The following is a 14157-nucleotide window of genomic DNA, read 5'->3' on the forward strand; positions in this document are numbered from 1 at the left end:
AATCTAGACAGGGGCAATGTCGCTTTGTTTCAGGACATCACCGACAAGGTAGAGAGACCCGCAAATCAGAATTCGCGGTGCGGGCTCCGACTGCCAGCCGGTGGAAATAAGTCTGATCGCTTCTTCCACACTGTCGCACGGCTCGGCTTCCAGTCCGGCGTCCAGCGCGGCGTCGGCCAGTTCGTCCGGGGACATCCCGGCGTCTGATGACGTGATGGGAACCGTAAACACATGCCGCGCCATTCCGGCGAAGGCCTCGAAAAAGCCAATCGGCTCCTTTGTGTTCAACATGCCGGCAATCAGAAACAAAGGCCGTTGGATCCTGTCTTCCATCTCGGCAATGGCTTCTGCAACCACAATGCCCGCTCCGGGATTGTGTCCGCCATCGAGCCACAATTCCGAGCCGGCGACTGCGAGATCAAACAGTCTGCCGCGTCCTATCCGCTGCATTCGCCCCGGCCAGTTGGCATTTACCACCCCGGCTTCAATGGCGGAATCGGACGGGTCAAACCCGCCGGCCCTGAGCGCGGCAATTGCCAATGCAGCATTGGAGAGCTGGTGCCTGCCGATCATTGCGGGCAGTGTCAAATCCAGAAGGCCACGCTGGTCTTGGTACACAAAGCGGCCATGCTCCTGATAGGCAATGAAGTCTTCACCAAAAATCTGCGGTGGAACACCCGTCCGTTCGGCATTCGTCCGTAAAACTTCCCGGGCATCATCACTTGGCTGATGGCCGATCACCGCCGGAACACCGGGTTTGAAAATGCCGGCCTTTTCAGCCGCAATCAGTTCCACCCGGTCGCCAAGATAGGCCTGATGGTCCAGCGAAATGCTGGAAACAACACTAACCGCTGGATGATCAATGACATTGGTTGCGTCAAAGCGTCCGCCAAGGCCAACTTCCAGCAGCACGGCATCCGCCGGATGCTGAGAAAACAAAAGAAAAGTAACCGAGGTCAGAATTTCGAAAACGGTGATCGGCTCATCACCATTGGCCGCAACTGCCTGCCGAATTGCCGCTGCGAGAACTTCGTCTTCAACAAATTGCCCAGTCTCGCCTTTGCGGCCCAGCCTGTAACGCTCGCGCCAGGAAACAAGATGTGGCGAGGTGTGAACATGCACCGCCGCGCAACCGGCCTCCAGAATGGCACGCGCAAAAGCTATGGTTGAACCTTTGCCGTTGGTGCCTGCGATATGAAGCACCGGAGGCAGCCGGTTTTGCGGGTCTCCCAGGGCTGCAAGCAGGCGCCTGATGCGTGTCAGCGCCAGATCGAAGCCCTTGGGATGCTTCAACATCAGAGAGGTGATTTCTGCATCCGCAAGCGGATCGGCGGTCATTGTCATGCTGCCTCTGGCCGTGCCGCAATCAGGCGGCGGTTGCCGTAGTGACGGGTGTGTGCGTCAGAATCTTCAGCAGACGGGCAATTGTCGGTTTCAACTCATGGCGGTGAACCACCATGTCCACCATGCCATGCTCCATCAGATACTCAGAGCGCTGGAACCCTTTGGGCAGTTTTTCGCGAATGGTCTGTTCGATAACGCGGGCACCGGCAAAACCGATCAATGCGCCCGGTTCCGCAATGTGTACATCTCCCAGCATCGCGTAAGATGCTGTCACGCCGCCAGTGGTCGGGTTCGTCAGCACAACGATGTAGGGAAGACCTGCATCCTTGACCATGTCGACCGCAACAGTGGTGCGCGGCAATTGCATCAGCGAAAGGATGCCTTCCTGCATGCGCGCGCCGCCGGAGCCGGCAAACAAAACCAACGGGCGGTAAAGATGAACTGCTTTTTCTGCGGCCGTCACAATGGCTTCGCCCGCTGCCATGCCCAATGAACCGCCCATGAAGGCAAAGTCCTGAACGGCGGCAACGATCGGCAGCGCCTCAATCTCGCCGGTGGCAACAATAATGCTGTCTTCCATACCGGTCTTCGAGCGGTAGTCTTTCAGCCTATCTGTATAGCGTTTGGAATCGCGAAATTTCAGCGGGTCAACCGCCACTTTCGGCAGTTCAACAGTTTCAAATGAGCCACCGTCAAAGAAATGCTTCAACCGCTCGCGTGCGCTGATTTTCATGTGCACGCCGGACGATGGCACCACCCACTGGTTTGCCTCCAGGTCCTTGTGAAAGACCATTTCGCCGGTTTCCGGGCATTTGATCCAAAGATTTTCCGGCGTTTCCCGTGGTCCGAGAAGGCTGGTCAATTTGGGGCGAACGTAATTGGTGATCCAGTTCACGCGAAGAACCCTCTGTTCTGTTCGCAATTTTGGCGATGCATCGAAACTGTCATATCGGCTTTAATTCAGGCCAGAGCAAGCCGTGACTTGCGAACGCCATCTGCCAGCTCACGCACAATCGTAAAAACAGCTTGTGTGGTTGCGTCTTTGTCAACGCCGGAATTCACGGAATGTTCAATCGCTGAAACCAGCGCAGAACCCACAACCACGCCATCGGCAACTTTGCCCAGCGCAGCGGCCTGCTCTCCGTTGCGCACGCCAAAGCCCACTGCAACAGGCAGCGTGGTGCTGCTGCGAATGCGGTTGATGGCGGCGGCAACTGTTGCCGTGTCGGGGGCGGCTGTGCCGGTTATGCCATTGATCGACACGTAATACACAAAGCCCGAAGTGTTTTGCAGCACAGCGGGCAACCGTTTTTCGTCTGTGGTCGGCGTGGCAAGGCGAATAAAGTTCAAACCGCCTTCAAGCGCAGGCAGACACAGTTCATCGTCCATTTCCGGTGGCAGATCCACGACAATCAGTCCATCAACGCCAGCATCTTTGGCGTCGGCGACAAACTTTTCCACGCCGTAAATGTAAATCGGATTGAAGTAGCCCATCAAAATGACAGGGGTTGCATCGTCTTCCTGACGAAACTCCGCCACCGTTTCCAGCGTCGCTCTCAGCGTTGCGCCAGATTTCAATGCCCGCAACCCGGCTTTCTGAATTGCCGGGCCATCTGCCATCGGGTCAGAAAATGGCATGCCAAGCTCTATCAGGTCTGCGCCTGCCGCGGGCAAGCCACGCATCAGAGCCAGGGCAGTTTCACGATTGGGGTCGCCTGCCATCAAAAAGGTCACAAGTGCAGGGCGACCTTCAGCCTTCAATGCGGCAAAGCGGCTGTCAATACGGGTGTTCATCTGCGTTTTCAAAGCTCCACGCCCAGCATTTCGCCAACGGTGTGGACATCTTTGTCACCGCGACCGGACAGATTGATGAGGATGATCTGGTCTTTGCTCATGGTCGGAGCCAGCTTCATTGCTTGCGCCACGGCATGGGAGGATTCCAGCGCCGGTATTATGCCTTCCAGCCGCGTCAGCAGTTGAAATGCCTCCAATGCCTCATCATCCAGAATTGGCACGTAATTCACCCGGCCGGTGTCGTGCAGCCAGGAATGCTCCGGCCCTACGCCGGGATAGTCCAGCCCGGCGGAAATCGAGTGACCATCCAGAATCTGGCCGTCGGCATTTTGCAGAAGATAGGTGCGGTTGCCGTGCAGAACGCCGGGGCTGCCAGCGGTCATGGATGCGCAATGCTCTACTCCGTTCAGCCCGCGTCCACCGGCCTCAACGCCGATAATGCGCACATCGCCATCATCAAGGAATGGATGGAAAAGGCCAATCGCGTTGGATCCGCCACCAACTGCGGCAATGATCGCGTCAGGCAAGCGGCCTTCGCGCTCCAGAATCTGCTGGCGTGCTTCCTCGCCGATCACCTTTTGAAAATCGCGCACCATTTCCGGGTAAGGGTGAGGCCCGGCGGCTGTGCCAATCAGATAATAGGTGTCGGCAACATTGGTGACCCAGTCGCGCAACGCCTCGTTCATTGCATCTTTCAAGGTGCCATGGCCGGAACTGACCGCATTGACCTTGGCGCCCAGCAATTTCATGCGGAACACATTCGGCGCCTGGCGGGCAACGTCGGTTGAGCCCATATACACCACGCAGGGCAGGCCGAAGCGGGCGGAAACCGTGGCGGAAGCAACGCCATGCTGACCTGCTCCGGTTTCGGCAATGATACGGGTTTTTCCCATCCGCCGCGCCAGCAAAATCTGCCCAAGGCAATTGTTGATCTTGTGACTGCCGGTATGGTTCAGGTCTTCCCGCTTGAGATAGATTTTCGCACCACCAAGATGGGCGGTCAGCCCCTCGGCAAAATACAGGCTGGACGGCCGGCCGGCATAGTGGACGGAAAGCTCCTGCAACTCTCTGGCAAAAGCTGGATCATTTTTGGCGTCGTCATAAGCGGCCTGCAATTCCAGAATCAGCGGCATCAATGTTTCGGCGACAAATCGGCCGCCAAAAATGCCAAACCGGCCATCGGCATCCGGTCCTCTGCGAAAAGAATTGGCCTTGAGATTGTCGTTCATGACGCTCGCTTCTGTTCCATTGAGTGCATGGCCTCTTCAAAGGCGCTAAAAAAACCGTTGATCAAACCTGCGTCCTTGACGCCGGGTTCACTTTCAACGCCCGATGAGACATCCAGACCGTACGGGGATATGGTTTGCAGTGCCCGGGCAATGTTGTTGGCGTTGATACCACCGGAGAGCATGTAATCAATCTTCGGGTCAAGACCAGTTAAAATCGACCAGTCAAATGCCACGCCATTGCCGCCCGGCAACAGGGCGTTCTTCGGTGGGCGGGCGTCCAGCAGCAGCCGATCTGCCACGGTTTGATATTTTGCCACTTCCTGCAAATCTTCCGCGGAGCCGATTGCCAGCGCCTTCATGACCGGCAGTCCGGTCATGGCAGCCACTTCTGCCGTTCGCTCTACGCTTTCATGCCCGTGCAACTGCAATGTATCCGGGCGAACCTTCGCAGCAATCGCGCTCAGTGTGGCATCGTCAGCGTCCACCGTCACAATCGTCACCTGCGCGCGGCCACCGACATAGGCAGCCAGCATTGCCATATCGTCAATGGCCAGATGGCGTGGGCTGGGCGCAAAATGCACAAAACCGACTTCCTTGCCTCCGCACGACAGAACGGTGTCGATCATCTCTCGACTTTTCAGCCCACAGATTTTTACGTGCGGATGACGCAAGTCATGATCCTTCCAGCAAACCCACTGCTTATCGCCCGCAATGACGAACAGGTAAAGGCGACTCTTGTATGTTCAAAATCGTATGGCCTGCAATTGCTGGCCATTGGTTTTCAGCCACGCCATTGCACTGTCAGTCTGCGGGCACAATTGGTGGCACAAAGCCCAGAAACGAGGGCTATGGTTCATTTCGACAAAATGGGCAACCTCGTGCGCCGCCAGATAGTCCAGCACGGCGGGTGGCGCCATGATGATGCGAAATGAAAAGCTCAGGCCCCGGGCGTGAGTGCAGGAGCCCCAGCGCGTGGTCGTATCCTTCAGCGTCATGGATGCCGGCCGCATGCCCACAGCCTGCGAATGCCTGTCCACGGAAGATTGCAATTGCTTGCGTGCTTCGCGCACCAGAAAATCCTTGACCCGCCTTGGAAGATGCATGGCTTCGCCGCCCACATGGAGACGAAAATGCCCTGCTTCGCAATTCTCCAGCCTGGTTGCCCGAAGGCCCGGCTCGTGCAGTATTTCCAACCGCTTACCGCGAAATGGCAAAACGCCGCCATGCGCAACCTGTGGCACATCCTGCCGCTCTGCCAGCCTTTGGTTCACCCAATCCTGATGACGATCCAGAAATGCCAGAACGGTTTTGCGCGCGGTGCGCCGCGGAATGGTAACTGCAACGGTGCCGGTCGAAGTGATTTTCAAAATCAAACGTTTGGCAGTTGGATGCTCTCGAAAATCAACCGGCACATTTTGCCCGCTGATCAAGAGATTTTTCGGGTATTTCTCTCGGGATGGCAGGTGTCGCGTTAAAAAGGCGGGAAGAAAACCGTTCATGCCGCCTCCTTTGCCGGATGCCCCCGGTGCCACTTGCAAAAAAGTGCCACTCACAAAAAAGCCGCGGCGAATGCGCCACGGCTTCCATTCAGAACGAGTATACGCAAGCTAGCTTACATCGACAACATTGCCGTCGTTTTTGTTGCGATCCCGCATGAAGCGGTCAAACTCTTCTTTGTCTTTGGCGCGCCGCAACTCGCGGGCATAGGTTTCAAACTCGTTGCGGGCATCGTCCAGCCGCTGGCGCTCGGCATCCAGCCGTGCCAGCTCCTGGTCGCGCCAGTCATCAAACGCGACATTGCCGGTCCGGCTGGCGGCAAACGGCACATTGGCTTTCGAGCGGCGAAAACCGCACATAACCCGGTCTGTCGAGCGACTCACGTCGGAGCGAAATGCTTCCAGACGATCACCCCACAAAATATACGCAAGGACAGCAAGACCGAGTGGCCAGTAAACGATGAATCCGAGCACCATCAGCGCGATGGTGGCTGGCGTCCACGCCGGTCGGATCAAGGCTTGCGAGGTCATAAGGCAGGCTCCATCGTAAGAGGAAGGGCGGCGTCATGCCGCCTCTCATCTGAGATGGGAATTCAGATTGCCTTGTTCAATCAGCGTGTTGAGATTCTTCAAAGAAAAATCTCGACACAATCCTTGCCCGCGTTCAGCGTCGGCGCCCGCGAGTCGACGGTGTGCGCTTGGGGGCGGCGCGTGACGCTGGCTTTTGCGGCGTTTCAGCGGGCTTGTCATCAACCGCCTTCTCTGCGGCAATTTTCTTGTCGGCAACCAGCGTCTGTGCTTGCGCTTCGGCCCTGGCTCTGGCCTCAGCCTGCTTTTGCTCGTCAGCAGCCTGCTTGCGTGCCTTTTCGGCGCGCCATTCCCTGGCGGGCTGGCCATGTGTCAACATGAAATCCACAATGCGCGGGCAAATATCCGCGCGGAACCGGGAGCCATTGAACACGCCGTAATGGCCAACGCGCGGCTGCATATAATGAACCCGCATGTCGTCAGGAATGTTCACGCACAGATCTTGCGCAGCCTTTGTCTGACCAAGGCCCGAAATGTCATCATTCTCGCCCTCGACTGTCATTAGGGCCGTTTCCAGAATGGCCTTGGCATCCACTCTTTCGCCGCGGTGCAAAATTTCGCCTTTGGGCAGTGAGTGCTTGATGAAAACCTCTTCCACCGTTTGCAGGTAGAATTCAGCCGTCAGATCCATGACAGCCAGATATTCATCGTAAAATGCCCGGTGTTTGTCGGCCCCGTCACCATCATCCTTGACCAGGTGCCAATAGAAATCCTTATGCGCGATAAGGTGGCGGTCAAGGTTCATCGACATGAAGCCGGAGAGCTGCAAGAATCCGGGATAAACATCCCGCAAGAATCCCGGCTGTGGGAACGGAACTTTCATAATCACGTGTTCACGGAACCAGTCGATGCCTTTTTGCTCGGCCAACCGGTTCACTGCAGTCGGGTTCACCCGTGTATCAATCGGCCCACCCATCAGAATCATTGAGGATGGCTGTGCGGGGTCATTCCATTTCGCCATCTGCGCAACGGCCATCAAAACAGGCACCGCAGGCTGGCAGACGGCCATGACATGGGTGTCCGGCCCAAGATGGCGAATCATTTCAATGACATAATCCACGTAGTCATCAAGATCGAACTGACCGTCTGACAATGGAACCTGCCGGGCATCTTCCCAATCGGTGATATAAACGTCAGCCGATGGCAGCAGGGCTTCCACTGTGCCGCGGAGCAGAGTGGCGTAGTGGCCCGACATTGGCGCAACAATCAGCACCCTTGGGTCCGGCTTGCGTTCGGCTGGAAGATCTCTTGCGAAATGCAGCAGACGAGCAAAGGGCTTTTGCCAGACGGTGGTCTGTTGCACTGCCACACGTGCACCGCCCACAAACGCCTCGTCAATGCCAAATTCCGGCTTTGCGTAAATGCGCGTGGAACGCTCGAACAGCTCCGCCATCGCAGCCGTTGTGCGGCCAAAATGCGTGCGCGACAACGGGTTGAGCGGGTTCTGGTAAAAACTGCGCGTCGCCTCTGCCACGGCGCGATAGGGCGCTAGCATGGCGTGGTTCATTTCATAAAGCTGGTACAAGTGACATACCCCTGCGTTTCGTGAGCGACCATAGAGCGATAGCCGCACTATGACGCGCATTTCGCAGGTGCAAAATGATCCTCTGAAAGCAATACGTCAATCTTTCAGATTCAGACGACCGGTTCGACACCCTCGACAATGATCAGTTCAGCCTCGGCCACTTCACGCCGGATTGCCAGTGCTTCCTGATATTCAGGGCTGTTGAAGCATGCGAGAGCATCTTCCACGCTTGGAAATTCAATAACCACATTGCGGCTGCGGGCCGCACCTTCCAGCTCATGAAATGCGCCGCCGCGCACCAGAAACTTTGCACCATGCCGTTCAAAGGCTGGGGAAGAGGTTGTGACATAGTCTTTGTACCGCTCATGATCACGAACATCGGCGCGGGCAATCCAATAAGCTTTCGGCATTACAGCACTCTCCCCTGAGGTTTCTATCGCATTTCAGCAAGTATGGCGGCCACAGCCTCTCGTGGATTTTGCGCACGCAGAACCGGGCGTGCGACAACCAGATGTGAGGCACCGCGCGCCAGTGCATCGGCAGGAGTGACGATGCGCTTCTGATCATCAGCGCTGGCAAAAGCGGGGCGAATGCCCGGCGTCACCAAGGCCATATGCGGACCGACAATGTTGCGTATGGCGCCGGCTTCTTCAGCAGAGGCAACCAGACCGCCAATTCCCGCTTCCTGTGCCTGCCGCGCGCGCTGTGCCACCAGTTCAGACACGGTGACAGAGTAACCGGCCTCGGTCAGATCCGCATCATTCATCGAGGTCAGCACGGTCACACCGAGCACCGTAAGGTCTGTTCCCTGAGCAGCCTTTGCAGCGGCGCGCATGACCTGCGGATAAGCGTGGATTGTCAGCATGGAAGCACCAAGGCCAAGTGCGCTTTCCACGCCTTTTTCCACGGTATTGGCAATGTCCAGCAGCTTCATGTCGAGAAAGACTTTTTTGCCGGCATCTGCCAACTCACGGACCAGCGGCAGCCCGCCTGCCAGCGCCAGTTGAAAGCCAATCTTGTAGTAGCTCACGCTGTCGCCCAGAAGTTCCACCATGGCCTGAGCGGCTGCCCGGTCCGGCAGGTCCAGCCCGACAATCAGGCGGTCATCGGCAATCGCCTGTGTGCTTTGCACCATCAATGTGCCTCATCCCAGTTTGTTGCTGCCCGCGCATCCACCACCAGTGGCACGGACAATTGAACTGCAGGATCTGCAGCCTGCTCCATGACGTGCCGGATAACAGGAATGGTTGCGGCAACCTCGTCTTCAGGCACTTCAAAAATCAATTCGTCATGCACCTGCAGCAGCATGGCTGCGGAAAGCCGCTGCTGCGCCAGTGTTGGCTCCATCCGCACCATGGCGCGGCGGATAATATCTGCCGCTGTGCCTTGAATCGGTGCGTTTATGGCGGCGCGCTCGTTAAAGGCCCGAACAGAGGCGTTGGCGTGGCGGATATCCGGATAGTGCGCACGCCGGCCAAACAGGGTTTCCACATAGCCGTCGGCCTTGGCGCGCGCTTTGGTTTCGTCCATGTAAGCGCGAATGCCCGGGAAACGCTCAAAGTACCGTCGGATGTAAAGCCCTGCTTCTTCCCGAGGTATGGAAAGCTGCGCTGCAAGACCAAAAGCCGATATTCCGTAGATAATGCCGAAATTGATGGCCTTGGCCCGGCGGCGAACCGCCGGTTCCATACCTTCCACCGGCACGCCGAACATTTCCGAAGCGGTCATGGCGTGAATGTCGATGCCCTGCTGGAATGCCGTTTTCAATTGGGTGATGTCGGCAATATGCGCCAGAATGCGCAGCTCAATCTGGCTGTAATCGGCCGACACGAGTTGAAATCCCGGGGCTGCAACAAAGGCAGTGCGAATGGCACGGCCTTCTTCTGTGCGCACCGGAATATTCTGCAGGTTGGGTTCGGACGATGACAAGCGACCGGTTGTGGTGGAAGCCATGGAATAGGACGTGTGGATACGCCCGGCAGGGTCCATATGCAGCGGCAGGGCGTCCGTATACGTGCCTCTCAGCTTGGTAATCTGCCGCCAGTCGACAATCTTGCGCGGAAGGTCATGGCCCTCTGCCGCCAGATCTTCCAGCGTGCGGGCATCGGTGGACCATTGCCCTGTGCGAGTGCGTTTGCCACCGGGCAGACCCAGCTTGCCGAACAGAATTTCACCCAGTTGCTTTGGTGACCCCGGGTTGAAATTCTCACCGGCCAATCGGTGAATTTCTTCTTCCAGCCCAGCAGCTTTCTGGGCGAAATTGCCGGAAAGCCGTGACAATATCTGCCGGTCCACCCGAATGCCGCGTTCTTCCATGCGGGAAAGTACCGGAACCAGCGGCCGTTCCAGTCGCTCATACACATGAACCAGGCCCTCGGCTGCGAGGCGCGGTTTCAGCACCTGCCAGAGCCGCAAGGTTACATCGGCATCTTCTGCCGCATATTCCGTAACCTTGTCGATTGCGCAGGCGGCTATGGCCTTCATACCTTTGCCGCTGCCGCACAAATCTTTGTAGCTGATAGGCTTATGGCCCAGAAATCTTTCTGACAGCTCATCCATGCCGTGACCTTCCAGCGAGGACGAGGCGTCCAGCGCGTAAGAGATCAGCATTGTGTCGTCAAAAGGCTGAATGGCGATGCCCCGGCGCAGCATGACCAGATAGTCATACTTGAAGTTCTGACCGATTTTCAGAACTGAACGGTCCGTGAGCACGGGGCGCAACTTTTCCAGAACAGCCGTTTCGGCAAGCTGCATGCCCAGCGCTGCGCGGTCGGCTTCGCTGTCGCCCAGAAGATCGCCGGAATTTGCGGCCACGTGACCAATCGGCACATAGGCGGCCTCGCCGGGCGCCACTGCAAAAGACAGGCCGATAAGGTCGGCATGCATGGCATCCAGTGCGCTTGTTTCAACGTCAAATGCCAGAAAGCCGGTTTCATAGGCCCGCGCGATCCAGCGATCCAGCGTTTCCACATCGCGTATGGTTGCATAGGCCGTGCGGTCAAAGGCCAGCGCCGCCATTGCCTCACCACGCCCGGCAGCAAGCGTCGCCGGTGTCAGGTTCAGTGTGGCGCCAACAGGCCTGGCATCCGGCGCCGGTTTGGTCGCGGCATCCAGGTCAGGGCCGCGGGCAGGTTCTGAAACGTCAATCTGCTGCGTTGCCACCAATGCCGCATCGGCGCCGAGGCGCGCTGCAACCCGCCGTGTCAGCGTGGTGAATTCCATGGCTTTCAGATAGCCAATCAGCTTGTCCGCCTCCGGATCGCGCACGGCAAAGTCAGCCAACGGCACATCCAGCGGCGTATTGATTTCCAGTGTAACCAGACGTTTGGAAAGGCGGGCCTGTTCGGCAAAGGCCAGAAGATTCTCCCGCCGTTTTGCCTGCTTGATCTCTCCGGCGCGCTCCAGCAGAGTTTCCAGGTCGCCAAACTCTTCAAGAAGCTGCGCGGCCGTCTTGGGCCCAATTCCCGGAACACCCGGCACATTGTCCGATGCGTCACCGACCAGCGCCTGCAGGTCGATCATTTTTTCCGGCAGGACGCCAAATTTTTCCAGCACTTCGGCGGGGCCGAGACGTTTGTCCTTCATTTGATCGTACAGCGTGACGTTAGGGCCAACCAGCTGCATCAGGTCCTTGTCTGATGAAACAATTGTCACGTCGCCGCCCGATTCCTGCGCCTGTCTGGCATAGGTTGCAATCAGGTCGTCGGCTTCAAAGCCCTGCTTTTCAATGCATGGAAGGTCAAAAGCGCGCACCGCTTCGCGGATCAGGGCAAACTGCGGCACCAGATCCTCTGGCGGAGGCGGGCGGTTGGCTTTGTACCCATCATAAAGCGCATTGCGAAAGGTTGTGGAGGAGTGGTCAAAAATCACCGCAAAATGCGTTGGCGCCACCCCCACAGACGTGTCGCGTGACTCTTCCAGAAGCTTCCACAGCATGTTGCAGAAACCGGACACAGCCCCCACAGGTATGCCATCCGACTTGCGGGTGAGGGGTGGTAACGCGTGGTAGGCCCGGAAAATATAGGCCGAGCCATCGACGAGGAAGAGGTGATCGCCCTTTTGCATGAAACGCTCCTATCGCGCTGCATCAACCTTGTCCATGTGTGTCGTTGAAAAGCTTCAGGCCTGAAGCTGCCATGGAATCGGCCTACTTCTAAAGGCTTACTAAATTTTAACATTGTTGAAAATTGAAGAAGAGATGAGGCTTGACTAGAAATTTAGCTTTAAAAACAACAGCTTATACAATCCGTCCAAGGTCGGAAAGATTGGGTTACCAAACCGTAATATGAATTTTCACGAAAGCGTGATCGCGCGCCCTTGAACCAACGACAGGGAAGGCGCATTTTACTACCAACGACGCGACGAATAGCGTCGTGTTCGGCCAGAGCTCGTCCCCCGCTTTTGTGCCGAATAGATGAGTGGATGCCCCAACCCCCCTCTCGGGTATCCGCTTAATGCAGAGAGAGCCGTCGCGACAATCCCCCTCCAGTCCGCGACGGCTCTTTTTTATTATTTTACCTATATTTTTAACAAAATTTTAATCTCTGTTGCCGGTTTGCAATAGCGCACCATGCTTGCACAAAACCGCTACGCACCCTCTCCAATATTGCTATAGACACGTCACTGCCTTCTGTCTGGAAGAAAGGATCTGTCTGAATGGCCAGTCTGGATAATGTGCTCTCCAATCTCGACCGCAATCTCGACACATCAGTCGAGCGCTTGAAAGCGCTTCTTCGCATTCCGTCGATTTCCACCGATCCGGCATTTGCCGCAGATTGCCGCGCGGCCGCCGAGTGGCTGGTGGCCGATCTGCTCGATCTTGGATTTGATGCCTCGGTGCGGGAAACGGCGGGCCATCCGATGGTCATTGCGCACCACACGGGTGCCGGGGCGGATGCGCCACATGTCCTATTTTACGGCCATTATGACGTTCAGCCAGTCGATCCGGTAGACCTGTGGGACAACGCGCCGTTCGATCCGCAGATTGTCACCATGCCGGATGGATCGAAGCGGATAACCGGGCGCGGCTCGGCCGATGACAAAGGCCAGTTGATGACCTTTGTTGAAGCCTGCCGCGCATATATTGCTGAAACCGGTACATTGCCTTGCCGTGTGACAATCTTTCTGGAGGGAGAGGAGGAGTCGGGTTCACCATCGCTCATTCCCTTCCTGGAAGAGAACCGGGAAGAGTTGTCGGCCGGCGTTGCGCTGATTTGCGACACCAATATGTGGGACAGAACCACACCGGCTATCTCCACAGGGCTGCGCGGCCTTGTGGGGGAGGAAGTTGTTGTCAGCGCTGCATCCATGGACCTGCATTCGGGTTATTATGGCGGGGCGGCGGCCAATCCAATTCATATTCTGGCAAAAATTCTGGCTGAACTGCACGATGAAGATGGCCGGGTCACGCTGCCGGGCTTTTACGATGCCGTTCGTGATCTGCCCGCGGATGTCCGCGAAATCTGGAACAATCTGGGATTTTCCGAACAAGAATTTCTCGGGGGTGTCGGGCTTTCAATTCCGGCCGGAGAAAAAGGCCGTTCGGTTCTGGAGCAGACGTGGTCGCGGCCAACCGCAGAGGTGAACGGAATTGAAGGCGGGTATACGGGGCAGGGCTTCAAAACCGTCATTCCAGCCCAGGCGCGCGCCAAGGTTTCATTCCGGCTGGTCTTTGATCAGGACCCGCAAGTGGTAAGGCAGACCTTCCGGGAATTTGTCAAAGCAAGGATTCCTGCCGACTGCCGGGTCGAGTTTCATGAACATGGCGGTTCAGGCGCGATACAATTGCCGTTTGACTCTCCGTTGCTGACAGTCGCCCGGAAGGCATTGTCGGATGAATGGCCAAATCCCGCCGTGATGATCGGCATGGGTGGTTCCATCCCCGTGGTAGGAGAGTTCCGCAAACGCTTGTCCATGCCCTCATTGCTGATCGGATTTGGTCATGGCGATGATCGGATACATTCGCCCAATGAAAAATATGAAATGACATCCTTCCATCACGGTCAACGGTCGTGGGCAAGGGTGCTTCATGCGCTGGCTCAGGCAGATGTCGATTGAGCAAGGCACTGCCCTGCCGTTGAAACGGTGCCGTTTCAACGCAAAGTGCTTTAAACTTCAATCAAGGGTTTAACTCTCTGCATCTTTCAATTACGCCGGAACAAAGGAAATCTTGTTCCGGCGA

At 56.8% G+C, this 14157-nt stretch carries 12 protein-coding genes; 1 reads left to right on the top strand and 11 read right to left on the bottom strand.

What is annotated here, in order from left to right:
• Positions 1-3: 3 nt before the first annotated feature.
• From FPY71_RS16555 to polA, 11 genes are all read right to left on the bottom strand, one after another.
• The gene (locus FPY71_RS16555; protein ID WP_149301596.1) at positions 4-1338 is read right to left on the bottom strand and encodes a bifunctional folylpolyglutamate synthase/dihydrofolate synthase; all 1335 of its coding nucleotides are present in this window, start codon (positions 1336-1338) and stop codon (positions 4-6) included.
• 28 nt (positions 1339-1366) lie between these two features.
• Complete coding sequence (gene accD / locus FPY71_RS16560) at positions 1367-2239, bottom strand: acetyl-CoA carboxylase, carboxyltransferase subunit beta (protein ID WP_149301444.1); 873 nt, start codon at positions 2237-2239, stop codon at positions 1367-1369.
• Between the two features lie 65 nt (positions 2240-2304).
• On the bottom strand, positions 2305-3138 hold the full coding sequence (gene trpA / locus FPY71_RS16565; protein WP_149301445.1) for a tryptophan synthase subunit alpha: 834 nt from the start codon (positions 3136-3138) through the stop codon (positions 2305-2307).
• Between the two features lie 8 nt (positions 3139-3146).
• A complete protein-coding gene (trpB, locus tag FPY71_RS16570) occupies positions 3147-4367 on the bottom strand; it encodes a tryptophan synthase subunit beta (protein ID WP_149301446.1) in 1221 nt (406 codons plus the stop codon).
• Entirely contained in the window at positions 4364-5038 is a 675-nt protein-coding gene (locus tag FPY71_RS16575; protein ID WP_149301447.1) for a phosphoribosylanthranilate isomerase, read from the bottom strand. Before FPY71_RS16575 ends, trpB begins: the two co-directional genes overlap by 4 nt.
• A 72-nt stretch (positions 5039-5110) precedes the next feature.
• Complete coding sequence (locus tag FPY71_RS16580) at positions 5111-5866, bottom strand: M48 family metallopeptidase (protein ID WP_149301448.1); 756 nt, start codon at positions 5864-5866, stop codon at positions 5111-5113.
• A 108-nt stretch (positions 5867-5974) separates the two neighbouring features.
• Positions 5975-6394 carry a DUF2852 domain-containing protein gene (locus FPY71_RS16585; RefSeq protein ID WP_149301449.1) on the bottom strand — a complete coding sequence of 140 codons (420 nt, stop codon included), beginning with the start codon at positions 6392-6394 and terminating at the stop codon, positions 5975-5977.
• A 133-nt stretch (positions 6395-6527) separates the two neighbouring features.
• Entirely contained in the window at positions 6528-7958 is a 1431-nt protein-coding gene (locus tag FPY71_RS16590; RefSeq protein ID WP_246160694.1) for a polyhydroxyalkanoate depolymerase, read from the bottom strand.
• A gap of 128 nt (positions 7959-8086) precedes the next feature.
• The gene (locus tag FPY71_RS16595; RefSeq protein WP_149301451.1) at positions 8087-8386 is read right to left on the bottom strand and encodes a DUF1330 domain-containing protein; all 300 of its coding nucleotides are present in this window, start codon (positions 8384-8386) and stop codon (positions 8087-8089) included.
• 23 nt (positions 8387-8409) lie between these two features.
• Positions 8410-9111: an orotidine-5'-phosphate decarboxylase gene (gene pyrF / locus FPY71_RS16600; RefSeq protein ID WP_149301452.1), complete on the bottom strand. Its 702-nt coding sequence runs from the start codon at positions 9109-9111 to the stop codon at positions 8410-8412.
• Positions 9111-12041: a DNA polymerase I gene (gene polA, locus FPY71_RS16605; protein ID WP_149301453.1), complete on the bottom strand. Its 2931-nt coding sequence runs from the start codon at positions 12039-12041 to the stop codon at positions 9111-9113. The genes pyrF and polA overlap by 1 nt, the downstream gene beginning before the upstream one ends.
• Positions 12042-12632: 591 nt before the next feature.
• Here polA and FPY71_RS16610 point away from each other — a divergent pair.
• Positions 12633-14033 carry a dipeptidase gene (locus FPY71_RS16610; protein WP_149301454.1) on the top strand — a complete coding sequence of 467 codons (1401 nt, stop codon included), beginning with the start codon at positions 12633-12635 and terminating at the stop codon, positions 14031-14033.
• Positions 14034-14157: the final 124 nt, after the last annotated feature.

Origin of the sequence: Aureimonas fodinaquatilis (assembly GCF_008369445.1) — a bacterium.
Taxonomy (GTDB): domain Bacteria; phylum Pseudomonadota; class Alphaproteobacteria; order Rhizobiales; family Rhizobiaceae; genus Aureimonas; species Aureimonas fodinaquatilis.